The organism is Pseudomonas sp. B7, assembly GCF_016735645.1.
GTDB lineage: Bacteria > Pseudomonadota > Gammaproteobacteria > Pseudomonadales > Pseudomonadaceae > Aquipseudomonas > Aquipseudomonas glycinae.
In genome coordinates this window covers 24,347-50,046 of the sequence record NZ_JAERRE010000015.1, presented here as the reverse complement: position 1 = coordinate 50,046, position 25,700 = coordinate 24,347, and the positions used below count along the sequence as shown (strand labels likewise).

The 25,700-nt window shown below is 61.4% G+C and carries 25 protein-coding genes; 7 read left to right on the top strand and 18 right to left on the bottom strand.

What is annotated here, in order from left to right; all coding sequences use genetic code 11:
• Positions 1–151 precede the first annotated feature (151 nt).
• The 4 genes from lpdA to JKA62_RS26725 are packed head-to-tail and all read right to left on the bottom strand — an operon-like array spanning position 152 to position 5,097.
• The gene (gene lpdA, locus JKA62_RS26740) at positions 152–1,525 is read right to left on the bottom strand and encodes a dihydrolipoyl dehydrogenase (RefSeq protein WP_011334830.1); all 1,374 of its coding nucleotides are present in this window, start codon (positions 1,523–1,525) and stop codon (positions 152–154) included.
• Positions 1,526–1,529: 4 nt separating this feature from the next.
• Complete coding sequence (locus JKA62_RS26735; protein ID WP_011334829.1) at positions 1,530–2,801, bottom strand: dihydrolipoamide acetyltransferase family protein; 1,272 nt, start codon at positions 2,799–2,801, stop codon at positions 1,530–1,532.
• Entirely contained in the window at positions 2,802–3,860 is a 1,059-nt protein-coding gene (locus JKA62_RS26730) for an alpha-ketoacid dehydrogenase subunit beta (RefSeq protein ID WP_003224000.1), read from the bottom strand.
• Between the two features lies 1 nt (position 3,861).
• Complete coding sequence (locus JKA62_RS26725; protein ID WP_007965287.1) at positions 3,862–5,097, bottom strand: 3-methyl-2-oxobutanoate dehydrogenase (2-methylpropanoyl-transferring) subunit alpha; 1,236 nt, start codon at positions 5,095–5,097, stop codon at positions 3,862–3,864.
• Positions 5,098–5,282: 185 nt separating this feature from the next.
• Here JKA62_RS26725 and bkdR point away from each other — a divergent pair, with 185 nt between their 5' ends.
• Entirely contained in the window at positions 5,283–5,771 is a 489-nt protein-coding gene (gene bkdR / locus JKA62_RS26720; RefSeq protein ID WP_007915088.1) for a Bkd operon transcriptional regulator BkdR, read from the top strand.
• Between the two features lie 12 nt (positions 5,772–5,783).
• Here bkdR and JKA62_RS26715 read toward each other — a convergent pair whose 3' ends face one another.
• Positions 5,784–6,629, bottom strand: a complete 846-nt coding sequence (locus JKA62_RS26715) for a tyrosinase family protein (protein ID WP_201820282.1) — start codon at positions 6,627–6,629, stop codon at positions 5,784–5,786.
• 127 nt (positions 6,630–6,756) lie between these two features.
• Entirely contained in the window at positions 6,757–7,620 is an 864-nt protein-coding gene (locus tag JKA62_RS26710) for an MBL fold metallo-hydrolase (protein ID WP_201820279.1), read from the bottom strand.
• 98 nt (positions 7,621–7,718) lie between these two features.
• On the opposite strand from JKA62_RS26710, the gene JKA62_RS26705 reads away from it, so the two are divergent.
• The 3 genes from JKA62_RS26705 to JKA62_RS26695 are packed head-to-tail and all read left to right on the top strand — an operon-like array spanning position 7,719 to position 10,150.
• The gene (locus JKA62_RS26705) at positions 7,719–8,057 is read left to right on the top strand and encodes an ArsR/SmtB family transcription factor (protein ID WP_007952897.1); all 339 of its coding nucleotides are present in this window, start codon (positions 7,719–7,721) and stop codon (positions 8,055–8,057) included.
• Positions 8,058–8,095: 38 nt separating this feature from the next.
• Entirely contained in the window at positions 8,096–9,340 is a 1,245-nt protein-coding gene (locus tag JKA62_RS26700; protein WP_201820276.1) for an NAD(P)/FAD-dependent oxidoreductase, read from the top strand.
• A 9-nt stretch (positions 9,341–9,349) separates the two neighbouring features.
• Positions 9,350–10,150, top strand: coding sequence for a sulfite exporter TauE/SafE family protein (locus tag JKA62_RS26695; RefSeq protein WP_011334825.1), 801 nt, complete (start codon positions 9,350–9,352; stop codon positions 10,148–10,150).
• A 48-nt stretch (positions 10,151–10,198) separates the two neighbouring features.
• Here the strand turns inward: JKA62_RS26695 and JKA62_RS26690 are convergent, their stop codons facing one another.
• From JKA62_RS26690 to JKA62_RS26660, 7 genes are all read right to left on the bottom strand, one after another.
• Entirely contained in the window at positions 10,199–11,479 is a 1,281-nt protein-coding gene (locus JKA62_RS26690; protein ID WP_011334824.1) for a TRAP transporter large permease, read from the bottom strand.
• A complete protein-coding gene (locus tag JKA62_RS26685) occupies positions 11,479–12,006 on the bottom strand; it encodes a TRAP transporter small permease (RefSeq protein WP_201820273.1) in 528 nt (175 codons plus the stop codon). The genes JKA62_RS26690 and JKA62_RS26685 overlap by 1 nt, the downstream gene beginning before the upstream one ends.
• A 79-nt stretch (positions 12,007–12,085) precedes the next feature.
• Positions 12,086–13,057, bottom strand: a complete 972-nt coding sequence (locus tag JKA62_RS26680) for a TRAP transporter substrate-binding protein (protein ID WP_011334822.1) — start codon at positions 13,055–13,057, stop codon at positions 12,086–12,088.
• A 58-nt stretch (positions 13,058–13,115) separates the two neighbouring features.
• The gene (locus JKA62_RS26675) at positions 13,116–14,009 is read right to left on the bottom strand and encodes an SMP-30/gluconolactonase/LRE family protein (RefSeq protein WP_201820270.1); all 894 of its coding nucleotides are present in this window, start codon (positions 14,007–14,009) and stop codon (positions 13,116–13,118) included.
• Positions 14,010–14,050: 41 nt separating this feature from the next.
• Positions 14,051–14,875, bottom strand: coding sequence for an NAD-dependent epimerase/dehydratase family protein (locus JKA62_RS26670; RefSeq protein ID WP_011334820.1), 825 nt, complete (start codon positions 14,873–14,875; stop codon positions 14,051–14,053).
• Between the two features lie 149 nt (positions 14,876–15,024).
• Complete coding sequence (locus JKA62_RS26665; protein ID WP_201820267.1) at positions 15,025–16,320, bottom strand: OprD family porin; 1,296 nt, start codon at positions 16,318–16,320, stop codon at positions 15,025–15,027.
• A 171-nt stretch (positions 16,321–16,491) separates the two neighbouring features.
• Positions 16,492–17,442: a polysaccharide deacetylase family protein gene (locus tag JKA62_RS26660; RefSeq protein ID WP_201820264.1), complete on the bottom strand. Its 951-nt coding sequence runs from the start codon at positions 17,440–17,442 to the stop codon at positions 16,492–16,494.
• 208 nt (positions 17,443–17,650) lie between these two features.
• On the opposite strand from JKA62_RS26660, the gene JKA62_RS26655 reads away from it, so the two are divergent.
• Complete coding sequence (locus JKA62_RS26655) at positions 17,651–19,306, top strand: MFS transporter (RefSeq protein ID WP_201820261.1); 1,656 nt, start codon at positions 17,651–17,653, stop codon at positions 19,304–19,306.
• On the top strand, positions 19,303–20,445 hold the full coding sequence (locus JKA62_RS26650; protein ID WP_011334816.1) for an HlyD family secretion protein: 1,143 nt from the start codon (positions 19,303–19,305) through the stop codon (positions 20,443–20,445). Before JKA62_RS26655 ends, JKA62_RS26650 begins: the two co-directional genes overlap by 4 nt.
• 2 nt (positions 20,446–20,447) lie before the next feature.
• Here JKA62_RS26650 and copD read toward each other — a convergent pair whose 3' ends face one another.
• From copD to JKA62_RS26635, 3 genes are read right to left on the bottom strand one after another with little or no spacing between them, the layout of a single operon-like run.
• Positions 20,448–21,305: a copper homeostasis membrane protein CopD gene (gene copD / locus JKA62_RS26645; protein WP_201820257.1), complete on the bottom strand. Its 858-nt coding sequence runs from the start codon at positions 21,303–21,305 to the stop codon at positions 20,448–20,450.
• A gap of 3 nt (positions 21,306–21,308) precedes the next feature.
• Positions 21,309–21,671 carry a copper homeostasis periplasmic binding protein CopC gene (gene copC / locus JKA62_RS26640; protein ID WP_011334814.1) on the bottom strand — a complete coding sequence of 121 codons (363 nt, stop codon included), beginning with the start codon at positions 21,669–21,671 and terminating at the stop codon, positions 21,309–21,311.
• Positions 21,672–21,718: 47 nt separating this feature from the next.
• Positions 21,719–22,153 (bottom strand): GNAT family N-acetyltransferase, encoded by a 435-nt coding sequence (locus tag JKA62_RS26635; RefSeq protein ID WP_011334813.1) that lies wholly within the window; start codon positions 22,151–22,153, stop codon positions 21,719–21,721.
• Between the two features lie 146 nt (positions 22,154–22,299).
• On the opposite strand from JKA62_RS26635, the gene JKA62_RS26630 reads away from it, so the two are divergent.
• Positions 22,300–22,920, top strand: a complete 621-nt coding sequence (locus tag JKA62_RS26630; protein ID WP_007952885.1) for a TetR/AcrR family transcriptional regulator — start codon at positions 22,300–22,302, stop codon at positions 22,918–22,920.
• 124 nt (positions 22,921–23,044) lie between these two features.
• Here the strand turns inward: JKA62_RS26630 and preA are convergent, their stop codons facing one another.
• Complete coding sequence (preA, locus tag JKA62_RS26625) at positions 23,045–24,319, bottom strand: NAD-dependent dihydropyrimidine dehydrogenase subunit PreA (RefSeq protein WP_201820254.1); 1,275 nt, start codon at positions 24,317–24,319, stop codon at positions 23,045–23,047.
• Positions 24,320–25,687, bottom strand: coding sequence for an NAD(P)-dependent oxidoreductase (locus JKA62_RS26620; RefSeq protein WP_201820251.1), 1,368 nt, complete (start codon positions 25,685–25,687; stop codon positions 24,320–24,322).
• Positions 25,688–25,700 lie beyond the last annotated feature (13 nt).

Here is a 25,700-nt window from a genome sequence, read left to right as displayed (position 1 = left end):
ACTGAACAACCGCCGAAGCGGTTCAAGGCTTCTGACGTTTTTTTGGATGGGCACAACAATACTTCATTCTTGAGCGGTTTCGCAGCCCGGGCGATGGGGGAGCAGCAGATTTATTAGCCTGCTTATGAAAAAACTCCCCCGTGTCGGGTTTTTACAGGTGCAACGCGTGCCCAAGCGCACGCAACGCCGCTTCCTGCACCGCTTCACCCAGAGTCGGGTGTGCATGGATGGTGCCGCCGATGTCTTCCAGTCGCGCGCCCATTTCCAGGCTTTGCGCGAACGCAGTCGACAGCTCCGAGACCCCGACACCGACCGCCTGCCAGCCGACAATCACATGATTGTCTCGACGGGCGACCACCCGCACGAAGCCGGTTTTCGATTCCAGCGTCATCGCCCGGCCATTGGCCGCGAACGGGAAGTTCGACACGATGCAGTCAAGTCCCGCCGCCTTGGCCTCGTCCGGCGTCTTGCCGACGACCACCAGTTCCGGGTCGGTAAAGCACACGGCAGCGATGGCGGTCGGGTTGAATTCGCGGGTCTTGCCGCTGATCAGCTCGGCGACCATTTCGCCCTGGGCCATGGCGCGGTGGGCCAGCATCGGCTCGCCGCTCAGGTCGCCGATGGCGTAGACATTACGCATGCTGGTCTGGCAGCGGCTGTCAATCTTGATCGCCGAGCCGTTCATGTCCAGGTTCAGCGCTTCAAGGTTCCAGCCCTGGGTATTGGGTTTGCGACCGACGGCCACCAGCACCTGATCGGTTTCCAGATTCAGCGTGTCACCGTTCGGATCGCGCACCTGCAACGTACCGTCGAAACCCAGCACGCTGTGCTTGAGGTAGAGCTTCACGCCCAGTTGCTTCAGCGCGTCGTGCACCGGTTGAGTCAGTTCGGCGTCGTAGGCCGGCAGGATCCGATCCTGCGCCTCGACCACACTGACCTCGGCGCCGAGCTTGCGATAGGCAATGCCCAATTCCAGACCGATGTAACCACCGCCGACCACGATCAGGCGTTTCGGCACCGACTTCGGCGCCAACGCCTCGGTGGACGATATGATCGGCCCGCCAATCGGCAGGATCGGCAGATTGACGCTTTTCGAGCCGGTGGCCAGCACCAGATGTTCACACTGGATGCGGGTGTCGCCGACTTCCACGGTCTTGCCGTCGATGACCTTGGCCCAGCCGTTGATGACCTGAACCTTGTTCTTCTTCAGCAGCGCGGCGACGCCGGTGGTCAGGCGATCAACGATGCCGTCCTTCCACTCGACGCTTTTAGTGATGTCGAGGGTAGGCGCCGAAACGCTGATGCCCAGTGCCGAATGCTGGTTGTGATGTTGCGTCTGGTGAAACTGCTCGGCCACGTGGATCAGCGCTTTCGACGGAATGCAGCCGATGTTCAGGCAGGTGCCGCCCAGCGATTCACCCTCGACCAGAATGGTCGAAATGCCCAGTTGCCCGGCACGAATGGCCGTCACGTAACCGCCAGGACCGCCGCCGATGATCAGCAGCGTGGTGTTCAGAGATTGCATGCCATCACTCCACAAACAGGGTCGCGGGTTGTTCGAGCAGACCACGAATGGCCTGGATGAAGAGCGCCGCGTCCATCCCGTCGACCACGCGGTGATCGAAGGAGCTGGAGAGGTTCATCATCTTGCGGATCACCACCTGGCCTTTGACGACCATTGGCCGTTCGACGATTTTGTTCACGCCGACGATGGCCACTTCCGGCAGGTTCAGCACCGGGGTACTGACGATGCCGCCAAGGGCGCCGAGGCTGGTCAGGGTGATGGTCGAGCCGGACAGTTCATCGCGGCTGGCCTTGCCATTGCGGGCGGCGTTGGCCAGGCGGGAGATTTCCGCCGCGCTGTCCCACAGGCTGCGCGCTTCGGCGTGACGCACCACCGGCACCATCAGGCCGACGTCGCTTTGGGTGGCGACGCCGACGTGCACCGCGCCGAGGCGGGTGATGACCTGGGCTTCGTCGTCGTAACGGGCGTTCATCTGCGGGAAATCGCGCAGGGCGACGACCAGTGCGCGCACCAGGAACGGCAGTAAGGTCAGCTTGCCACGGCTCGCGCCGTGTTTTTCGTTCAAATGGGCGCGCAGTTCTTCAATCGCGGTGACGTCAATTTCTTCGACATAACTGAAGTGTGCCGCACGCTGGGTGGCGTCCTGCATGCGCTGGGCAATCTTGCGGCGCATGCCGATCACTTGAATCTGTTCTTCATCATTACGCTGGGCGTACGCAGCGGCGACCGGCGCCGAAGCATTCGACTGACCCTGCGCCAGATAGGCGTCGAGGTCTTCGTGCAGCACGCGGCCGGCCGGGCCGGAGCCGCGCACCAGACGCAATTGAATGCCCAGATCCAGCGCATGTTTGCGCACGGCCGGCGAGGCCAGTGGGCGCTCATCGGCTTGGCGAGCAACCATCGGGCCCTGGCAAACCGGAGCCGTACGTGGTGCGGCGGGTTTGCTTTCAACGACAGCTTCAACTTTTGGCGCGACGGGTGTTTCTTTCGCCGCAACAGGCGCCGGTTTGTCGGACTCCTTCAGATTGCCGGCGCCTTCAACCTCGATGCTGATCAGAATACTGCCGACCGCCATCACTTCGCCCGGCTGACCGCCGAGTGCAATCACCTTGCCGTGGACCGGCGACGGAATGTCGACCATCGCCTTGTCGGTCATCACGTCCGCCAGCACCTGATCTTCAACGACCAGGTCGCCAACCTTGACGTGCCACTGCGACAGTTCTACTTCTGCGATGCCTTCTCCGATGTCCGGCATCTTGATAACGTGCGTGCCCATTCAGACCTCCATGACCCGTTTCAGCGCCGCGCCCACTCGGGACGGCCCAGGGAAATACGCCCACTCCTGCGCGTGCGGGTAGGGGGTGTCCCAACCGGTGACGCGTTCGATCGGCGCTTCCAGGTGATGGAAGCAATGCTCTTGCACCAGCGACACCAGTTCGGCGCCGAAACCGCAGGTGCGGGTGGCTTCGTGAACCACGACGCAACGGCCGGTTTTCTTCACGGATTTGACGATGGTTTCCAGGTCCAGCGGCCACAGGCTGCGCAGGTCGATGACTTCCGCATCCACGCCGGATTCTTCGGCGGCGACTTGCGACACGTACACGGTGGTGCCGTAGGTCAGCACGGTCACGTCCTTGCCCGGACGGGTAATCGCGGCAACGTCCAGCGGCACGGTGTAGTAACCGTCCGGCACCTGGGCTTGCGGGTGTTTCGACCACGGGGTCACCGGGCGGTCGTGGTGGCCGTCGAACGGGCCGTTGTACAGGCGTTTTGGCTCGAGGAAGATCACCGGGTCATCGTTTTCGATGGAGGCGATCAGCAGGCCTTTGGCGTCATACGGGTTGGACGGCATGACGGTGCGCAGACCGCAGACCTGAGTGAACATCGCCTCGATGCTCTGGCTGTGGGTCTGGCCGCCGTAGATGCCACCGCCGCAAGGCATGCGCAGGGTCATCGGGGCGGTGAACTCGCCGGCCGAGCGATAACGCAGACGGGCGGCCTCGGAAATGATCTGGTCGGACGCCGGGTACACGTAGTCGGCGAACTGAATCTCGGCCACCGGACGCAAGCCATAAGCGCCCATGCCCACCGCGACGCCGACGATACCGCTCTCGGAAATCGGCGCATCGAACACCCGCGAGGTGCCGTACTTGGTCTGCAAGCCTTCGGTGCAACGGAACACGCCGCCGAAGTAGCCGACGTCCTGTCCGAACACCACCACGTTGTCGTCACGCTCAAGCATCACATCCATGGCCGAGCGCAGGGCCTGGATCATGGTCATGGTGGTCGTGGTCATGGCGGTTTCCAACTGAATATTGTTGTTGTGATCGTTCATGTCAGATCCCCAACTGCTGACGCTGGCGCTTCAAGTGCTCCGGCATCTCTTTGTAGACGTCTTCGAACATGGTCGCGGCGCTTGGAATCTGGCCGCCGGCCAGGGTGCCGTACTGTTCGGCCTGTTTCTGTGCAGCAATCACTTCGGCTTCCAGCTCGGCGCTGACAGCGGCGTGCTCTTCTTCCGACCAGTGGCCGACTTTGATCAGGTGCTGTTTCAGGCGGGCAATCGGATCGCCCAGCGGGAAGTGGCTCCAGTCGTCCGCAGGACGGTATTTGGACGGATCGTCGGAGGTCGAGTGCGGGCCGGCGCGGTAGGTGACCCATTCGATCATGGTCGGGCCGAGGCCGCGGCGGGCGCGTTCTGCAGCCCAGGCGGAGGCGGCGTAGACCGCGTAGAAATCGTTGCCGTCAACCCGCAGCGAGGCGATGCCGCAACCAACGCCGCGTCCGGCGAAGGTGGTAGCTTCACCACCGGCGATGGCCTGGAACGTCGAGATCGCCCACTGGTTGTTGACCACGTTGAGGATCACCGGCGCACGATAGACGTGAGCGAAGGTGAGGGCGGTGTGGAAGTCCGATTCGGCGGTGGCGCCGTCGCCGATCCAGGCCGAGGCGATTTTGGTGTCGCCCTTGATCGCCGAGGCCATGCCCCAGCCCACGCCTTGAATGAACTGGGTGGCGAGATTGCCGGAAATAGTGAAGAAACCGGCGTCCTTGACCGAGTACATGATCGGCAGCTGACGGCCCTTGAGCGGGTCGCGCTCGTTGGACAGAAGTTGGCAGATCAGGTCGACCAATGGCACGTCGCGAGCCATCAGAATGCTTTGCTGGCGGTAGGTCGGGAAGCACATGTCGTCGATGTTCAAGGCCAGGGCCTGGGCACTGCCAATGGCTTCTTCGCCAAGACTCTGCATGTAGAACGACATTTTTTTCTGACGCTGGGCAACCACCATACGGTTGTCGTAGATCCGGGTCTTGAGCATGGCGCGCATGCCTTTGCGCAGGATCTCGACCGGCACGTTTTCAGCCCATGGACCGAGGGCGTTGCCCTGGTCGTCGAGCACGCGAATCAGGCCACGGGCCAGGTCGGCGGTGTCGGCGGGTTCAACGTCGATGGAAGGTTTACGCACCGTGCCCGCATCGGTCAGATGCAGGTAGGAGAAGTCGGTTTTGCAGCCTGGGCGGCCCGAGGGTTCAGGGACGTGCAGACGCAGCGGTTCATACGCTTGGGTCATGGCTTCTACGCTCGATCTTGTGAATTTCTTGTAGTGAGCTGGCAGTCATTCTTCGATAAAAGAAATCTTGTCCTACAACAATCATAGGCCCGGGCAAGAAGAATATTTCTCTCTGTTTCGTTGCGCTGGAGATCATTTGCAGATAGAAATTCTGCATAAACATAAAAAGCAGGTGGTTTTGTCTCATGCGCAAACTGGACCGTACCGACATCGGCATTCTCAACAGCCTTCAGGAGAACGCGCGCATCACCAACGCCGACCTTGCCCGTTCGGTCAATCTGTCGCCGACGCCGTGCTTCAACCGGGTCAAGGCGATGGAAGAGCTGGGGCTGATCCGCGAGCAGGTGACGCTGCTGGATGCAGACCTGCTGGGCCTGCACGTCAACGTGTTCATCCACGTCAGTCTCGAGAAGCAGGTAGAGGAAGCGCTGCAGCATTTCGAAGAAGCCATTTCCGATCGTCCCGAAGTCATGGAGTGCTACCTGATGGCCGGCGACCCTGACTACTTGATCCGGGTGCTGGTGCCGACCATTCAGTCGCTCGAACGCTTCATGATGGACTTTCTGACCAAGGTGCCGGGCGTGGCCAACATTCGGTCAAGTTTTGCGCTCAAGCAGGTGCGCTATAAGACGGCATTGCCGCTGCCGGCGAACGGTTTGACGCTGGGCAACTGAATCCGGTGCCGTTCACAGGTATTCATATCGATAACCCAGTTCTTCGGTAAAAAGAGTCTGCTCAATGGTGAAGCTTTGAGGCCACGGAGCGAGTTCGTTTTCGGGGTGAAAGACCAGTGTCGAGTTGCTCAGTTCCTCCTGCGGGAAAGAGGGAACGTTCGGATGCTGGTGTTTCCAGCGCTCCCAGAGCAGATCCAGATAACAATGATGCAGGAAGAATATCGGGTCATTGGGAGAGGATGCCTCCATCATGTTGCCTCCGATCCAGGCATGCACGGGATTGTGCAGTTCACGCTCGGAAAAGTTTTCCCAACCGCCCGGCTCCATCCAATAGGACGTTCTGTTCAGGGCCGAGATGACGGTTTCTGGTGACGGCAAGGCGCCGGCAGCCCCTAGATTGCGACGCAAGCCCGCATCACCGACACCCTCGTCCCATACCGAGACAATGAATGGCGACTGGTTATTGGAAAAGGGTCCGCTGGTTACCAGCTGATTCTGGGTATTGTCACCGTTGCCGCCCATGAAGTCCGAGGTGAATGGATTCTCGGCGCCGCCGATTTGCCAGTTCCAGTAGGGCAGTGTGATGCGAGGGTCATCGGCGGCGGCCTGCAGCGCCAGTTCGAACTGGCGGATCAGGACCCGGTGCCACGGATAAAACAAGGGGCTTTGATGCGGGTTGGGAACGAGCGGATTGCCACGTCCCATTGAGTTTTTGTGGATCTGAACGAAGTCATCGTAACGGCTTTGCTGACCGGGACGCAGTACGCTGTTGACGTTGTTTTTCAGCGTCAGGACCGCGTTGATGAAGGCGGCTTTTTCCTCCCGGGATAGATCCCGGTGGTTGCGGCGAATATCCATATTGCCAAATCTCCATGGGTTGATTACCCCATGAAGTCTGCCTGTCGGCCGAGATTACGCCCAGTTCATGGGATCCGACGTGACAGGTACGAATCCCCTTGATTCGAATTGCTTCACTGATCTTTTCTTACACGGAGTTGATCGGAATCTTCAGGTAAACAACGCCATTGCCTTCCGCCGGTGGCAGATTTCCCGCCCGCACATTCACCTGAATCGCCGGCAACAACAGTGTCGGCATTCCAAGTCCGGCATCCCGTTTAGTACGCATCTCGACAAACGCGGCCTCATCGACGCCGTCATGCACATGGATATTGCTTTTGCGCTGTTCACCCACGGTGGTCTGGCACTGCGAGTCGCGGCCTTGCGGCGGATAGTCGTGGCAGACATAGAGCTTCACGCTGGCAGGGAAGGCCAGCAGCTTGTGAATCGAATTGAACAACTGATGGGCGTTGCCACCTGGGAAGTCGCAACGGGCGGTGCCGACGTCGGGCATGAACAGCGTGTCGCCGACCAGGATTTGTTCGCCATCGATCAGGTAGGCCATGTCCGCCGGGGTGTGGCCGGGGACATGCAGGGCGGTGGCCTTGAGATTGCCGATCCGGAACGACTCGTTCGGCGCGAACAGATGATCGAACTGCGAGCCGTCGACGCGAAATTCCGGTTCCAGGTTGAACAGCGCCTTGAACACGTTCTGCACTTTACTGATCGATTCGCCAATCGCGATTTTCCCACCCAGTTCCCGGCGCAGGTACGGCGCGGCGGACAGGTGATCGGCGTGGGCGTGGGTTTCCAGCAGCCACTGCACTTGCAGGTTATGGGCGCGAACGAAGGCGATGATCCTGTCCGCCTGAGCCGTGCAGGTGCGGCCGGCGGCCCCGTCGTAATCGAGCACCGGATCGACGATTGCGCATTGCCCGCCATCGGCCTCGTAGACCACATAGCTGTAGGTCGAAGAGGCGGGGTCGAGGAAAGCTTCAATCAGCGCGGGCATGGACACGGTCCTGTGCAGAAGGTGGAAAGTCAGAGTTGCAACACTTTATGTAAACACATAATGTCCGCAGCTTAAGTGACGTTGAAGGCATCCTGCAAATGCAATCCAGTCTGACCGAATGTGAAGTGGCGCAACTGCGCGCCTCGGCCTCCAAGGCCTGTTCGCTGCTCAAGGCCTTGGCCAACGAGGATCGGCTGTTGATCCTGTGCCAGTTGACCCAGGGCGAGCGCAACGTCGGCGAACTGGAGAAAATGACCGGCGTGCGTCAGCCGACCCTGTCCCAGCAACTGGGCATCCTGCGTGATGAAGGGCTGGTCGCGACCCGTCGTGAAGGCAAGTACATTTTTTACGGTCTCGCCAGTCACGAAGTGATCCAGGTGATGAAAACCCTCTCCGGACTCTACTGCGGAGCCGTGCTCAAAAGCTGGGCGCAATAGACCCGGCTATCCTTGCGTGCAGCCATAAGGAACAAACAATGAACGATCAACACTGGGGCCCATCCATCAGTGCGGACATCGTGGTCATCGGCGGCGGCACTGCCGGCATCGGTTTTGTCGCGAGCCTGCTCAAGCGCGATCCCGGCCTGAAAATCACGGTGATCGAGCCGAGCACCCTGCATTACTACCAACCGGCGTGGACGCTGGTCGGCGGTGGCGCCTATGACGCCAAAGACACCGCCCGACCGATGAACAAGGTGCTGCCGCGCCAGGCCACCTGGATTCAGGCCGCCGTGACCGGCATCGACCCCGACCAGCGCCGTCTCACCCTCAACGATCAACGCACCATCACCTATCAGAACCTGATCGTCTGCCCCGGCCTGCGCCTGGCGTGGGAGAAGATCGAAGGCCTGCAGGACAGTCTCGGCCAGCACGGCGTCACCTCCAACTACAGCTATCAGCACGCGCAATACACTTGGGATCAGGTGCAGAAACTGGGCGGCGGCAAAGCGCTGTTCACCCAGCCGCCGATCCCGATCAAGTGTGCCGGCGCGCCGCAAAAGGCGCTGTACCTGTCCTGCGATCACTGGCTCAAGCGCAACGTGCTGAGTAAGGTCGATGTCGAGTTCAATCTGGCCGGTGCCGCGCTGTTCGGCGTGCCGACCTTCGTACCGCCGCTGATGAAGTACATCGAGAAATACAACGCGCGGCTGGCATTCAATTCCAATCTGGTGAAGGTCGACGGCCCGGCGAAAACTGCCTGGTTCGACGTCAAGGATGCGGACGGCAACGTTACCCGTCAGGCCAAGACTTTCGATTTGTTGCACGTCGTCCCGCCGCAGGTCTCACCGGATTTCATCGCACAAAGTCCGCTGGCCGACGCCGCCGGCTGGTGCGAGGTCAACCCGCACACCCTGCAACACCCGCGCTATCCCGAAGTGTTTGCCCTGGGCGATATCTGCGGCACCACCAATGCGAAAACCGCCGCGGCAGTGCGCAAGCAGGTTGTGGTGGTGGCGGAAAACCTGCTGGCCCTGCGCAAGGAACTGGCGTTGCCGCTGAAGTACGACGGCTACGGCTCCTGCCCGCTGACGGTGGAGAAGGGCAAGGTGATCCTCGCCGAGTTCGGCTACGGCGGAAAAATGTTGCCGACCTTTCCCCTCGACCCGACCGTGCCGCGCCGCTCCGCGTGGTGGCTGAAGGCGACGCTGCTGCCGTGGTTCTACTGGAACGGCATGCTCAAGGGCCGCGAATGGCTGACGCGTCTGTCCAGGGTCGACTGAGAACACTCTATGTTGCTGGCAAGTCTGTTTGGCGTGGTGATGGGATTGATCCTCGGACTGACCGGGGCCGGCGGCGGGATTCTCGCCGTACCGGCGCTGGTGCTCGGGCTGGGCTGGACGATGACGCAGGCGGCGCCGGTGGCGTTGTTTGCCGTTGGCAGCGCAGCGGCGGTCGGCGCGATCGATGGCTTGCGCCATGGTCTGGTGCGTTATCGCGCGGCGCTGCTGATCGCGGCGCTCGGCGCGGTGTTTTCACCGGTGGGCATCTACTTCGCCCATCAGTTGCCGGAAAAGGTCCTGATGATCCTGTTCAGCCTGCTGATGGTGATGGTGGCGTGGCGCATGCTGCGCCGCGAACGCCAGCAAGAGGGCCCGAGCGACCATGGCCACGCCAGTTGGGGCCAGAAGAACTGCATGCTCAATGAGCAGACCGGCCGTTTCGACTGGACCGCCAAATGCACCGCGACCCTCGCGGCACTGGGCGCGGTCACCGGCGTGGTGTCCGGGTTGCTGGGGGTGGGCGGCGGGTTTCTGATCGTGCCGGCGTTCAAGCAACTGACCGATGTGCAGATGCGCGGCATCGTCGCCACTTCACTGATGGTCATCAGCCTGATTTCCGCCATCGGCGTGATCGGCGCGTTCCATGCCGGGGTGCGGATCGATCATCTTGGCGCGTCGTTCATCGTGGCCAGCATCGTCGGCATGATCATCGGCCGCAAACTCTGCGCGCGGGTGCCGGCGAGGACGTTGCAGGTGGGGTTTGCCAGTGTGTGCCTGGTGGTTGCGGCTTACATGTTGCTGCGGGCTTGATATGAAGTCTGTGGCGAGGGAGCAGGCCCCCTCGCCACAGTGATCGCGTTACAACACCAGATGCGGCAACCAAAGCGACAGCGCCGGAACGTAGGTCACCAGCATCAGCACCAGGAACAGCACGGCGTAGAACGGCAGCAGCGCCTTCACCGTGCTTTCGATACTGACCTTGCCCACCGCCGAACCCACGAACAGCACGGCTCCTACGGGCGGCGTTATCAGGCCGATACCGAGGTTGACCAGCATGATCATGCCGAACTGCACCGGGTCGACGCCGATACCGAGAATCACCGGCATCAGGATCGGTGTGAGGATCAGGATCAGCGGTGCCATGTCCATTACGGTGCCGAGCAACAGCAGCATGACGTTGATGCACATCAGGATCACGTAGCGGTTGTCGGACAGGGTCAGGAACAGCGTGGTGATCTTCGCCGGGATCTGCATCAGGGTCATGATGTAGCCGAAGCTGGCGGCGAAGCCGATCAGGATCATCACGATGGAAATGGTGCGCACTGTGCGATGCATCAGTTTCGGCAGCTCACTCCATTTGTAGTCGCGGTAGATGAACATGGTGACGAAAAACGACCACAGCACGGCGATGGCCGCCGACTCGGTGGCCGTGAAGATCCCCGAAAGAATCCCGCCGAGAATGATCACCATCGCCATCAGGCCCCACAAGGCTTCGCCGCAGATCTTCAGGGCTTCGCGCAGCGGGATCACTTCGCCCTTGGGGTAGTCGCGTTTGCGCGCAAAAATCAGACACAACACCATCAGGCACGCGCTCATCAGCAGGCCCGGCACCACGCCGGCCATGAACAGCGACGCAATGGAAACGGTGCCGCCGGCCGCCAGCGAGTAGAGCACCGAGTTGTGACTCGGCGGGGTCAGCAGGGCCTGTACCGAACCGCTGACGGTGACCGCTGTGGAGAATTCCCGAGGGTAGCCCTTGCGCTCCATTTCCGGGATCAGCACCGAACCCACCGACGCCGTGTCGGCCACCGACGAGCCGGAAATCGCGCCGAAAAAGGTCGAGGCCATGATGTTGACCAGCGACAGGCCGCCCCGCACGAACCCCACTAGGACCCCGGCGAACGCCACCAGCCGCCGAGACATGCCGCCCTCGGCCATGATCGCGCCGGCCAGCACGAAGAACGGAATCGCCAGCAGCGAGAATTTGTTCACCCCGCCCGCCACCTGAATCATCAAGGCCTGGAACGGGATGTCGATCCACCACGCGCCGATCAGCGCCGACAGCCCGAGGGCATAGGCAACCGGCATGCCGATCAGGATCAGTGCGATAAAACTGCCCAGCAGAATCAATGCGTCCATCAGGCAGCCCCTTCGTTTTCTTCAACCAGGTCGAATCGCACCACGCGGCGATTGCTTTGATCGCCGAGCAACAGTTTTTCCAGTACGAAAACCAGCGTCAGCGCACCGCCAACCGGGATCGGCATGTAGGTGATGCCGACCCGCAATGTCGGCAGGGCGCTCATGAACTGGTTCCACGTCGATAGGCACAGTTTGGTGCCCCAGATGGTCATGAACAGGCAGATGGTGCCCATGAGCACTTGCGAAATAATGCTCATGGTTCGGCGCATCTTTGGTTGCAGGCGATCGGTGACCATCGCCACCGCCATGTGCGCGCCGGCGCGATAGCTGGCGGCGGCGCCGATGAAGGTGAAGACCATCATCAGCAGAATGGCGGTGGGCTCCGGCCAGCTCGAACCTGTGCCGAGGACGTAACGGGCGAACACGCCCCAGGGGATGATCAGGGAAATGGTCAGCACCGACAGACCGGCGACCCAGATGCAGGCCATGTAGATCCGGTCATTGATGCGCAGCAGCAAATTCTTCATCGGGTTCCACCGTAACCGGGCACGCGCGGACATCAGGCGACGTCAGCGCTGCCGGGCCTTTTGCAGAGGGCTGGGAGGTTTACTGAACGGCTTCGATGCGCTTGATCAGGTCGGCGTAGGGCGCGCCGTATTTTTCACGGATCGAGGCGGTGGCCTCATAGAAGGGCTTCTTGTCGACGGTGATGAACTCGACGCCGGCCGCCTTGAGTTTTTCCTCGCTGCTGACGGACTTGGCGTCCCACAGCGTGCGCTCCTGAGCCTGTGCAGCCTTGGCGGCTTTTTTCACCAGCGTCTGCTGATCGGGGGTGAGTTTGTCCCAGGTGATTTTCGACATCACGATCGGTTCGGGCAGAATCAAGTGCCCGGTCAGGCTGTAGAACTTGGCGTTCTGGTAGTGGTTGTGTTCAAGCAGGGTCGGTGGGTTGTTTTCCGCGCCGTCGATGACGCCGGTCTGCAGCGCACTGAAGATTTCGCCGGTGTCCATGGCGATCCCGTTGCCGCCCATGGCGTTGATGGTTTCGATGAACATCGGGTTGCCCTGCACACGGATTTTCATGCCCTTGAGGTCTTCAAGGCTGCGCACCGGTTTCTTGGTGTAGATGTTGCGCGTGCCGCCGTCCATCCACGCCAGAGCGACGAGGTTGAATTCGGATTGAGTGATCTTGTCGAGGATCTCGTCACCGATTTCACCGTCGATGATCTTGCGCATGTGCGCCTGGTCACGGAACACGAACGGCATGTTGAACACGTTTACGTCCGGCACCACCGGACCGACGATACCGAGGCTGACGCGGGCCATTTGAATGGCGCCCACCTGAGCCTGTTCGACCACTTCCTTTTCCGAGCCGAGCACGCCGCCGGGAAACATTTTGAAGGTCAGCTTGCCGTCACTTTCGGCAACCAGGGTCTTGCCCAACTGTTCTTCAGCGACCACGGTCGGATACCCGGCGGGGTGGATGTCGGCGAATTTGATTTCCAGCGCCTGGGCGGCGCTGCCGAAGGTGAGCGCGAGGGGGAGAGCGGCGGCGAGCAACGTGCGTTTGAAGTCCATGAGGGGTTCTCCAGTCTTGTTATTTTTGTGTTCAAGGCACAGCGATGCAGCAGGGGGGTTACAGCAGGTCGTCGAACAATGGCTCCGGCAGGCCTTTGACGCCGGGGTTGAGGGCGAACACGCCGCCAGCCAGCGAATGCGGGTCCTGGTCGTCGGCGGGGCGGATGGAAGTCACGAACAAGGTGTCCATCCGGCTGCCACCGAAGGCGCACATGGTGGGTTTTTTCACTGGTACCGGCAGCGAGCGGTCAAGGCGGCCTTCCGGGGTGAACCGGTGGATCAGGCCGACATCGTTGGCGCAGATCCAGTAGCAGCCATCGGCATCCACGGCAGCGCCGTCGGGACGGCCGAAAAAATGATTCATGTCCACGAACACCCGTCGGTTGGAGGGGGTGCCGCTGGCAATGTCGTAATCGAAGGCCCAGATCAGTTGCACGTTCGGGTGCGAGTCCGACAGGTACATGGTTTTGCCGTCCGGACTGAAGCCCAGACCGTTGGGCACGATGAAGCCATCAAGCTGTGCCTCGATCGCGCCTGTTTGCCCGGCGGCGTAGCGATAGAGCCGGCCTTCGGGCAGATTCAGGCCCATGTTCAGCACCATGCTGCCGGCCCAGAACCGGCCCTGACGGTCGCAGCGGCCGTCGTTCAGGCGCATGTCCCGGCGGCTGTGTTCCACGGTCGCGAGCAGGTCGCTGTCAAGGCTGCCATCGCTGTGGGGGCGCAGTTGAAAGAACCCGCTCTCCATACCGGCCACCCAGCCGCCCCGGCTGTGTCGGGCGAGGCAGGCGAGCATCTCGGGAGCCTTCCAGGCGTGAACATGGCCAGTGTCGGCATCCCAGCGTTGCAGGCCACCGTTGGGGATATCGACCCAGTAGAGCGCATTTTCCTGCGGCACCCACACCGGGCTTTCACCCACCGCGTTGCGGGCGTCGACGATCAATTCGGCTTGCATACTCATTCCCTTGGTTTTATTGGAGACGTGAATCGCGCCGGTCAATCGCCGAACGGGCCGGCCGCAACGAAGGCCCCGCCCTGATAGATCCGCGCCGGGTCATCGCTGGCGGGCACCGGCTGCGCTTCGACCTTGTCTCGAAACACTTCGGAGGTGTCTTTGGCCTCGAAGCCGAGGTGGCTGGCGAAGCGGTTGTCCCACCACACGTCCTTGTTGGCGGACATGCCATAAACCACGGTGTGGCCGACGTTGGGGGTGTACAGCGAACGTTCGAGCAATTGGGTGAGGTCGTCGAAGCTCAGCCAGGTGTGCATCATTCGGCGGTTCTGCGGTTCGGGAAACGACGAGCCGATGCGGATGCTGACGGTTTCGATGCCATAGCGATCGAAGTAGAAACTGGCCATGTCTTCGCCGTAGGACTTGGACAGACCGTAGTAGCCATCGGGGCGGCGAGCGGAGCTGGCGTCGAGATGCTCATCCTGTTTGTAGAAACCGATGACATGGTTGGAACTGGCGAAGATCACCCGTTTGACGCCGTGGCGGCGTGCCGCTTCATAGATATGGAATACGCCGCAGATATTGGCGCCGAGGATTTCTTCGAAGGGGCGCTCCACCGAGACGCCACCGAAGTGCAGGATCGCATCCACGCCTTCGACCAGCTGATGCACGGCAGCTTTGTCGGCGAGGTCGCAGAGCACGACTTCTTCCCGGTCATCGATGGCCGGGGCGAGGGCGGCGATGTCCGACAAGCGCAACACATTGGCGTAGGGGCGCAGACGTTCGCGCAAGACTTTGCCCAGGCCACCGGCGGCGCCGGTCAGCAGCAGGCGATTGAACGGAGTTGGGGCGGTGGAGGTGGACGTCATGGCAATCCCTTACACGTTGTTATTAGGTTTGTTGTAGGTTGTCGTATGACTGCGTTGAAGTATCGGTAGGGTTTCCGGAACTTGTCAACGCGACTTTCGGTGTAAATGACGGAAGGCGGATTTACCTTCCGCTCACGCCATGCACGGGCTTACAACAACGAAATCGGGTAACTGATGAAGATCCGGTTCTCGTCGAATTCATTGGTGCTGAAGTCCCGGCGAATCGTCGCGTTGCGCCATTTGACGTTGAGGTTCTTCAGCGGGCCGCTCTGCACGGTGTAGGCCAGTTCCGATTCGCGACCCCATTCCTTGCCATCGGTGATGGTGCCGGTGTGCACGTTGTCGCCGCTGATGTAGCGGTTCATCAACGTCAAGCCGGGGACGCCGAGGACGACGAAGTTGTAGTCGTGGCGAATCTGCCAGGAGCGCTCCTTCGCGTTGTCGTAACTGGCGTTGTAGCTGTCGTTGGCCAGGGTGCCGCCGCTGGTGCCGTTGACGCGCATCCAGGCATCGTCGCCGCTGAGCTTTTGCAAGCCGATGTAGAACGTGTTGCCGCCGTATCTGGCCGAAAGCATGGCGAACGCGGTTTTGTTGTCGAGGTCGCCGGCCTGGGCGCTGCCGTCCTCCTTGCCGGTGAAGAAACCGAGGTTGGCGCCGAGTGTCCAGTCGCCCAGTGGTTGGCTGTGGTTGAGGTTGAAATACTGCTGCTGGTAGATGTCGCTGAGTTCGGCGTACCACACACCGACGAGCGTGCGCTTATCGTTGAAGGTGTATTCGCCGCCGCCAAAGTTAAAGCGGTCGGAGGTGAAGGCGCCGCGGCCGTTCATCGACATGTCCTCCATGCTGGCATCGTTGCGTGGGCTGTTGCCGCGGAACTGGCCACCGTAAAGGGTCAGGCCATTGATTTCGGTAGACGTGATCTGGCCGCCGCGAAAGGTCTGGGGCAGTGATCGACCATCATCCGAGCGCAGGATGGGCAGCACCGGCATCCATTCACCCACCTTCAATTCGGTCTTCGACACCTTGGCCTTGAGCGCTACACCCAGGCGCCCGAAATTGTCCGCCGGGCGCCCGTCATCGTGGATCGGTAGCAGTTGCGTACCGCCGGTGCCTTTGCCGCCATCGAGCTTCTGCGAATACATGCCCAGCACGTCCAGGCCAAAGCCGACCGTGCCCTGAGTGAAACCGGATTTGGCGTCGAGGATGAAGTTCTGTGTCCACTCTTCAGCCTTGCCCTGTGGGTAGTTGGGGTTGACGAAGTTGCGATTGAAGTAGGCGTTGCGCAGGTTCAGCGTGGCTTTACTGTCTTCGATGAAGCCCTCGGCATCGGCGCTCATCGGCAAGAAGAGGGCCAGACTGCTGCAACCGATCAGGCTTAGGGTGGAACGCGGGCGGGGGATAGAAAAACGGGACGTGCGGACGGAATTGCAGACGAGTGTGCTCACTGTGACGCTCCCTGTTTCATTTGTTGTTTTTATTATTTGTTATACGTCGTCGTACAACATGGTTGCGGATATTTGCGAGGTTTTCCGGAAATGTCAACAGGGCGTCGTACGATGACTTTGGGTGAGCGGGCAGCCCTCAAAGCGCTGTGAAGAGGGCTGCTTTCGGCACGTTTACTGGTTGTAGAGCGCTTCAGTGTTATCGATCAGGGGATTTTTTTCGGTCAGCACGATCTGGGCGATCTGATCCTTGCGCATGAAACTCACCTTCGGATGCGACTGGGCGTACCGGATGAAGCGCTCCATGGCTTCGACCATCGCCGGAGTACCGCCGATGCGATCGTGCAGACTCACCGACATCATCCGCCGCTTGCTCGCGCCTTCGGCGTAGAGGCGATCGAATTCCAGCACCAGTTGCTGGTAGAACTGCTCGGCGGAGAAGTGCCGACCCTCAACCAGCACGATGTCGTTGTTGCGCAGGGTGTATGGCACCACGGCAAATTTTCGCCCGCGAACCATGGTCACGAACGGCTCGTCACGGCTGACGTCGTCAATGTGGTAGATGAAATTCAGATCCTGCAGCACCTTCAGCGTATTGGGGCTGCGGCGCAGCCAGTTGGCGTTGTAGCCGACCGAGCGCTGGCCTGTGATTTTTTCCACCGCGGCGACGCCATCACCGATGAACTGTTTTTCCTGGGCGTAGTTCATGTTGTACGAATCGGCCCAGCGCATGCCGTGGGCCGCCAGTTCATGGCCGCGTTCGGCGATGGCTTTGGCGAGTTCCGGGTGCTTGAGCGCCGCCTCGCCGACCACATGGGAGGTGACTTTGATGCCGGTGCGATCCCACAGATCGAGCATGCGCCACAGGCCTTCCTTGTAGCCGTAATCGAACCAGGTCTGCGCCGGCAGGTCCGGATAACCTTTTGGCAGCGGTGTGCCGGAGAACGGACTTTCGGCGCCCTCGGGCTGACCGCCGGTTTCGAACTGCATCGACACCGAAATCACCAGTTGCGAGCCATCCGGCCACGGGCGTTCCTGGGCGAAGGCGAGGGCGGGCAGCAACAGCGTGGCGGCCAGCAGGTTTTTCAGCAGACGCGGGGAGCGTTGCCAGCGGGGAGTGGTCATATCGGGCACCTTGCAGGTTGAGAAGTGCTGCAAGGTTGGCATCCGCTACGCTTGGGAAAAATCCGCTGCGGGCGAGATGTCTTTTAAACAGAATTTACGAATCCACCCAAAATTCCTTTGTGGGAGCGAGCAAGCTCGCTCCCACACTGGATAGGTGTTTGGCCAGGATTTGCGGCACACTTGAGCGACTAACAGACAAGGCCTTTCAATGGATCAATACGCCCCGCGCAACTGGCAGCCGCACGAGAAGCCCAGTCTGCCCGGTTCCCCCTCGACGCCGCTGCATTCAAACCCCAAGCGCCTGGCTTATGCGCTGGTGGGCGTGCTTGTCGCGGTGACCGGTGGTCTGGGCAATGCGCTGGTGGTCGCCAACCTGCCTTACCTGCAAGGCGCGCTCGGGGCGACCACGGCGGAGATGGCCTGGCTGCCGGCGGCGTATGTGATGACCAACGTGTCGATGAACCTGCTGCTGGTGAAATTTCGCCAGCAGTTCGGCCTGCGGGCGTTCACCGAAGTGTTTCTGGTGCTGTATGCGCTGGTGACCTTCGGCCATCTGTTCGTCAATGACCTGAATTCGGCGATCGCGGTGCGTGCAGCCCACGGCATGGTCGGCGCGGCGCTCAGTTCGCTGGGCCTGTATTACATGGTGCAGGCGTTCCCGGCCAAATGGCGGATGAAGGCGCTGGTGCTGGGCCTCGGCACCTCACAGCTGGCCTTGCCACTGGCGCGATTGTTTTCCGAAGACCTGCTGCAGATCGCCGAATGGCGCGGCCTGTACCTGTTTGAATTGGGCATGGCGTTGCTGTCGCTGGGCTGCGTCTTGATGCTCAAACTGCCGCCGGGTGACCGCTTCAAGACCTTCGAACCCCTTGATTTCCTGACCTTTGCGATCCTTGCCAGCGGCGTGGCTTTGCTGTGCGCGGTGTTGTCCCTGGGCAGGATCGACTGGTGGCTGGAGGCCGACTGGATCGGTATCGCCCTGGCCGCATCGATTGCCCTGATACTCGCGGGGCTGGCCATCGAACATAACCGCAGTAACCCGATGCTGATGACCCGCTGGCTCGGCAGCGGGGTGATGATCCGCCTGGCGCTGGCGGTGATCCTGATTCGCATGGTGACCTCGGAGCAATCCACCGGCGCCGTGGGCTTCATGCAAAACCTGAACATGAGCAGCCAGCAACTTCATAGCCTCTATGTGGTGATGCTGATCGGCAGCGTCGCCGGGCTGCTGACCAGTGCGCTGACCATCGACCCGAAACACCTGCTGATGCCGCTGATCGTTTCGCTGGCGTTGATGGCCACCGGCTCGATCATGGACAGCTCATCGAGCAATCTGACCCGCCCCGGCAACCTGTATTTCAGCCAGTTCCTGCTGGCGTTCGGCAGTACCTTCTTCCTCGGCCCGACCATGGTGCTGGGCACGCGCAACGTGCTGACCAATCCGCGCAACCTCGTGAGTTTTTCGGTGTTGTTCGGGATCTGCAACAACCTCGGCGGCCTGATCGGCGCGGCGTTGCTGGGGACGTTCCAGATCGTGCGCGAGAAGTTTCATTCCAGCCACATTGTCGAGCAACTGGTGATGTCCGACCCGCGTGTCGCCGCCCGGGTGCAGAGCGGCGGGTCGGCGGTTGGCTCGCTGATTGCCGACCCGAGCCTGCGCAATCTGCAAGGCATTCGCAGCCTGGCCAACGCCGCCACCCGCGAAGCCAACGTGCTGGCCTATAACGATGTGTTCATGCTGATCGCGGTGATCGCGATCCTGACCATGATCTGGATTTCCATCCGTGCGCTGTGGCTGATCAGCACCACCCGAGCCGTCGCCCCGACATCTTCCGTACCTTCCAGCGGTGCCACCTCTTCATGACCGAACCGACCACCACAACCACCAATGCCATCGCCGCCACCCCTGAAGGCGTGGCGCCGCCGTCATCACCGAATACCGAGCCGCGGTCGTTGCGGGTGCGGATCATCTCGTCGCTGGGCTTTGCCGGGGTCGCCATCGTCGGTGTGCTGATCGTGCTCTATGCCTGGCAGTTGCCGCCGTTCAGCAGCGCGGTGGAGACCACTGAAAACGCCCTGGTGCGCGGGCAGGTGACGATCATCGGCCCGCAGCTCAGTGGCTATGTGTTTGAGGTGCCGGTACAGGACTTTCAGTTTGTGAAGGAGGGCGATTTGCTGGTACGTCTCGATGACCGCATCTATCAGCAACGCCTCGACCAGTCGCTGGCACAACTGGCGGTGCAGAAGGCTTCGCTGGCCAACGTGGTGCAGCAGCGCAACAGCGCCGAAGCCACGATAAAACTGCGGCAGGCGGTGGTGGCCGACAGCGAAGCGCAGTTGCGCAAAAGCGAGGCTGACTTGCGACGCAACAAAGCGCTGGTCAATGACGGCTCCGTGTCCAAACGCGAGATGGACGTAGCGCTGGCCGCCAACGCGCAAAGCATTGCAGCGGTGGCGCAGGCCAAGGCCAATCTGGAAATCGCCCGGCAGGATCTGCAAACGGTGATCGTCAATCGCGGTTCGCTGGAGGCGGCGGTGGCCAGTGCCGAGGCGGCGGTGCAGTTGGCGCGGATCGACTTGTCCAACACCCGGATCATCGCCCCGCGTGACGGACAGCTCGGGCAGATCGGCGTGCGCCTCGGCGCCTACGTCAACTCTGGGGCGCAGTTGATGGCGCTGGTGCCGAACCAGAAATGGGTAATCGCCAACCTCAAGGAGACCCAGATGGACAACGTGCGCGTGGGGCAGCCGGCGAGCTTCACCGTCGATGCCTTGAACCACCGTAAATTCACCGGCCACGTTCAGCACATCTCTCCGGGCACCGGTTCCGAGTTCGCGTTGTTGCAGGCCGACAACGCCACCGGCAACTTCGTGAAGATCGCCCAGCGTGTGCCGGTGCGCATTACCATCGATCCTGATCAGCAGGAGAGCGAGCGTTTACGGCCGGGGATGTCGGTGGTGGTCAGCATTGATACGGCGGCGGGCGACACCCAGAAACACTGACCTCAGGCAGCGATCATTGGCGGCAGGGTGCCGAGCACGGACACCGCCGCCACGGCGCCGATCCCCAGCAGCCATTCGAGCATGACGCTGCGCTTGAGGGTGTCGATCCGCTGTTCGCAATCGTTGATCCGCAGGCGATTGAACAGTGCCAGTGCAAGCATGCCGAACACCAGCAGCGCCTTGATCAGCAGGATCAGGGCGAATCCCGAGAACAGCGGTGTCGGCCACCACTGGCCGGTGAGCACGCGCACGTTGATCAACCCGGTGATCAGCAGGCCGGCGACCAGCCCGTAACCGAGCCCACTGAATCGCCGCAGGATTTCGCGAATGTTTTTGTCAGGTTGGCGCAGGATCATCACCAGCATCGGCAGACCGCCGAGCCAGGCGCCGACGCACGTCAGGTGAATGACCTGATTGAGGATCAGCATCTGCCCGCTGAAGCCGTCGAGCATCGCGCCGTGTCCGACCGGTGCCAGCGTCATCAGCAACAGCGCGCTCAGGCCCAGTCGCAATGGCCGGTTTGAATGCCAAGGCGTAAACAGCAAGGCCAGCAACAAGGCGTTGATCAACAGATGCCAGCGCCAGACCTGACCGAAAAACGTGTGCCCCAGCACTAGCTCGACGGTGGCCGGATCAAACGCGGCCGCCGCCGAACCGGCCATGCTGGCGGTAATCAACAACGCCCAACAGACGCCGCTGGCCAGGGCAATTGCCACCAGCCAGCGGGACAGTTGCGCCAGCCGCCGATCCAGCGCCGGCGCTTCACCCTTGAGCAGCAGCGGCCGGAACAGCCAGGCCCCGAACAGCATCAATACCACGATGAAATGCAGGAACCGGCACAGCACCAGCGCTTCGCTCATGAATTACTGGCCAACCTTGAACTGATAGGCGCCTTCGCTCTTGTGCGTGTCGACCGACACCGCGTGCCATTCGACCTTGTACTCGCCAGCGGTCAGCGGTGCTTCGGGGGTGATGATCAGGGTTTTTTTGTCGCCTTCAGTGGTCAGCGGTTTGACCGCCACCGGCTTGCCGTCGTGGGTCACGGTGACTTTGGTGAAGCTGGCTTCGACGCCTTCGGAAAACACCAGGCGCAGATCCGCCGGTGCGGCGACGGTGCTGTCGGCGGCCGGGGTCTGGCTTTTCAGATGGGCGTGGGCGAAGGCCTGGGAAGTGACGATCAGCGAGGCTAGCAGCGCGCCAGCGGTGAACAGTTTTTTCATCGACATGGAACGATTCCTTTCAGTGAAATGGCGGGCTGAGTATAGGACGTGGATCACAGGGCTTTCAGGCGCATGTGAATGACCGGAAACGGCCGGCCTTCGCCGTCGAGTGCCGAGCGGCCGATGTCTTCGAAGCCGTAGTGCCGGTAGAAACCGTGGGCCTGCGGGTTCTGTTCATTGACGTCGACCTTCAGCAGCGGGCGGCGGACATGGTCGAGCAAGCGGCGGCCGATCCCCTGGCCACGCTGAGCCGGGTCGATGAACAGCATCTGCACGGTGTCGTCATCGGTGGCGATGAAGCCTGCCGGGGAGTGGTCGGGGTTCTCGAAGACCCAGACATCCAGTGCAGGCAGGTAGGCGTCACGGACCAGCGGGAACAGCCGGTGAATGTCGTCTTCCGGGAGGAAATCGTGGGTGGCGCGGACCGAGCGCTCCCACAGTGCGGCGAGCTGCGGATCATCCGCAGCGACGCGCTTTCGAATGGCCATGGACAGATCCTTCAGTGTCTGACGGGGAGAAGGAGGGCGATCCTAAACCAGAAAAAAGCCCAAGTGTGTGAAGAATCGTTCTCGGCTGTCGCCCCGTGCCCAGAGCGGATGCTAGTCTTCAACAACGTTGTCTTCAGGGAGCCCTCATGGGCAATCACAAGATCGAAATCCGCCGCACCAACGTCGACAAAATCCTGCTGGCGGCGGAAAAAGTCTTCGCCGAAAAAGGTTTCGGCGGCACCGCCATGGCGGACATCGCCGCTGAAGTGCAGCTGCCGCGTTCCAACCTGCATTACTACTTCTCGACCAAGAGCGAGCTGTACAGCGCGGTGCTGTTCGACCTGCTGGAAGTGTGGAAGCAGGACGCGCTGTGCTTCGAGATGTTCGACGATCCGCGCGTGGTGCTCAGCAGCTACATCCGCGCCAAGATGAACCACTCGCGCAGCCGGCCTTACGGGTCGAAAGTCTGGGCCAACGAAATCATCCACGGCGCCCCGACCCTCGGCGAGGCGCTGGATGTGAGCCTGTATGACTGGGCGAAGATGAAAGAGGCGAAGATCCGCCAGTGGGTCGAGGACAAGCGGATTCTGCCGGTGGAGCCGTCGAGCCTGCTGTACATGATCTGGGCCTCGACGCAGCACTATGCGGACTTTGATCATCAGGTGAATATTCTGAATGAGCACCAGCCGTTGTCGGACATGCAGTTCGAGCGGGCGGTGCAGACGGTGACGAGTGTGATTTTGCGAGGGATCGGATTAGAACCGTAACTGATCGTTCCCACGCTCTGCGTGGGAATGCCTCAAGGGACGCTCCGCGTTCCAGTGGGACGCAGAGCGTCCCGGGCTGCATTCCCACGCGGACGGTTCGACGCCTCGACGTGGGAACGATCATTCAAGGGCTGACGTGATAGGGATTGCGCGGATCATGATTCCAGTCCAGAAACGGCTTGCCCGTTTCCATCGGCACCATCTCGATGCAGTCCGCCACCGGACAGGTGATCTGGCACAGATTGCACCCCACACACTCATCATCGATCACTTCATATTTATGCGTGCCATCGGCCTGTTTCAGACTGCTGATCGCCTGGTGTGAAGTGTCTTCGCAGGCAATGTGGCAACGCCCGCATCCGATACACGCTTCCTGATCGATCTTCGCGATGACCTGATAGTTGATGTCCAAATACTTCCAGTCCGTGGTGTTGCCCACCGCGCGCCCGGAAAACTCGGCAATGCTGGCGTAACCCTGACTGTCCATCCACCGCGACAGGCCATCCTTCATCTCATCGACAATCCGGAAGCCGTGCAGCATCGCCGCCGTGCACACTTGCACCGCGCCGCTGCCCAGTGCGATGAACTCCGCCGCGTCACGCCAGCTGCCAATGCCGCCAATGCCGCAGATCGGCAGGCCCTGGGTCTGCGGGTCACGGGCGATTTCCGCGACCATGTTCAGCGCGATCGGCTTGACCGCCGAGCCGCAATAACCGCCGTGGGTGCTTTTGCTGCCGACGGTGGGCAGGGCGACCATGTGTTCGAGGTCGACGCTGGTGATCGAGTTGATGGTGTTGATCAGCGACACCGCATCGGCGCCGCCCCGGTGTGCGGCTCGGGCGGCGACGCGGATGTCGGTGATGTTCGGTGTGAGTTTGACGATCACCGGCAGCGAGCAATAGGTCTTGCACCAGCGCGTGACCTGCTCGACATACTCCGGCACCTGACCGACCGCCGCGCCCATGCCGCGTTCCGGCATACCGTGGGGGCAGCCGAAATTCAGCTCGATGCCGTCGGCGCCGGTGGCTTCCACCAACGGCAGGATGTGTTTCCACGACTCTTCGACGCAGGGCACCATCAGCGACACGATCAGCGCGCGATCCGGCCAGTCCTTTTTCACCTGGGTGATTTCCCGCAGGTTGATTTCCAGCGAGCGGTCGGTGATCAGTTCGATGTTGTTGATGCCCAGCACTTCGCGGTTGGCGCCGTAATGCGCCGAATAACGCGACGACACGTTGACCGCCGCCGGGTCTTCACCCAGGGTTTTCCAGACCACGCCGCCCCAGCCGGCCTCGAAGGCGCGCACCACGTTGTAGGCCTTGTCGGTCGGCGGCGCGGAGGCCAGCCAGAACGGGTTGGGGGCTTTGATACCGGCGAAGACTATCGAGAGATCGGCCATTTACGCAGCCTCCACGTTGAGCATCAGTTGAGCGTTGATCGCCTCGGCGGCGCGCTTGCCGTGTTGCACCGCTTGCACGGTCAGGTCCTGATCGAGGCTGGTGCAGTCGCCGCCTGCGTACACGCCGGGGATGCTGGTGCGCAGGTTTTCATCGACCTGGATGCGTTCGCCCTGACGCTTGAGTTCGCGGGCCAGCGGGTCGGCGAGGGCGCTGCCGTCGAAGGCCTGGCCGATGGCTTTGAAGATCGCATCGGCGGCCAGCTCGAAAGTCTCGCCCGTGGTTTGCAGGCGACCGTCCACCAGATGCGTACGGGCGAAACGCATGCCACGAACCTTGCCTTGCGCGTCGAGCAGCACTTCGTCCGGTTGCGCCCAGGTCAGCAGCCGCACCTGATTGGCCTTGGCGATGTCCTGCTCATGGCCGGTGGCGCCCATGTCTGCCGCGCCACGGCGATAGACCAGATTGACGTCGCGGGCGCCGAGGCGGGCCATTTGCACGGCCATGTCGATGGCGGTATTGCCGGCACCGAGGACGATGCAATGTTCGGCCAACGGCAGTTGCGACAGGTCATCGGCCTGGCGCAGTTCGCGGATGTAGTCGGTGGCGGCGAGCAGGCCGGGGGCGTCTTCGTGGGGCAGGCCGAGTTGCTTGCTCGCGTTCAGGCCGAGGCCGAGGAACACCGCGTCGAACTGTTGATGCAGTTCGCTGAGGGTCAGATTCTCACCGAGTTTCTGGCCGTGACGGATTTCGATGCCGCCGATCTGCAGGAGGAAATCCAGTTCCTTCTGCGCGTAGTCGTCGACCAGTTTGTACTTGGCGATTCCGTATTCGTTGAGCCCGCCAGCCTTCTCCCGCGCTTCGAAAATCACCACGTCGTGACCGTGCATGGCGCTGCGGTGCGCGCAGGACAACCCCGCCGGGCCGGCACCGACCACCGCGATGCGTTTGCCGGTGGCGGCGGCGCGCTGGAACGGGTGCTCGGTAAAGTGCGCGTTGTCCACGGCATAACGCTGCAGCAGGCCGATCAGTACCGGCGCGCACTCGTGGGCGTTGTTGCGCACGCAGGCTTGCTGGCAGAGGATTTCGGTCGGACAGACGCGGGCGCAACTGCCGCCGAGGATGTTCGCCGAGAGGATTTTCTGCGCCGCGCCGGGCACGTTGTCCTGATGGATATTGCGGATGAACGACGGAATGTCGATCTCGCTCGGGCATGCATTCACGCACGGCGCGTCGTAGCAATACAGGCAGCGCGAGGCTTCCAGATGCGCCTGACGGTCGTTGAGCGGTGGCGCCAGATCAGTGAAATGGCCGGCGAGGGCGGCCGCACTTTCGTGCGGGTGCGGGAGATGGTTCAGGGTCTCGATCACGGTTTTTTGCCTC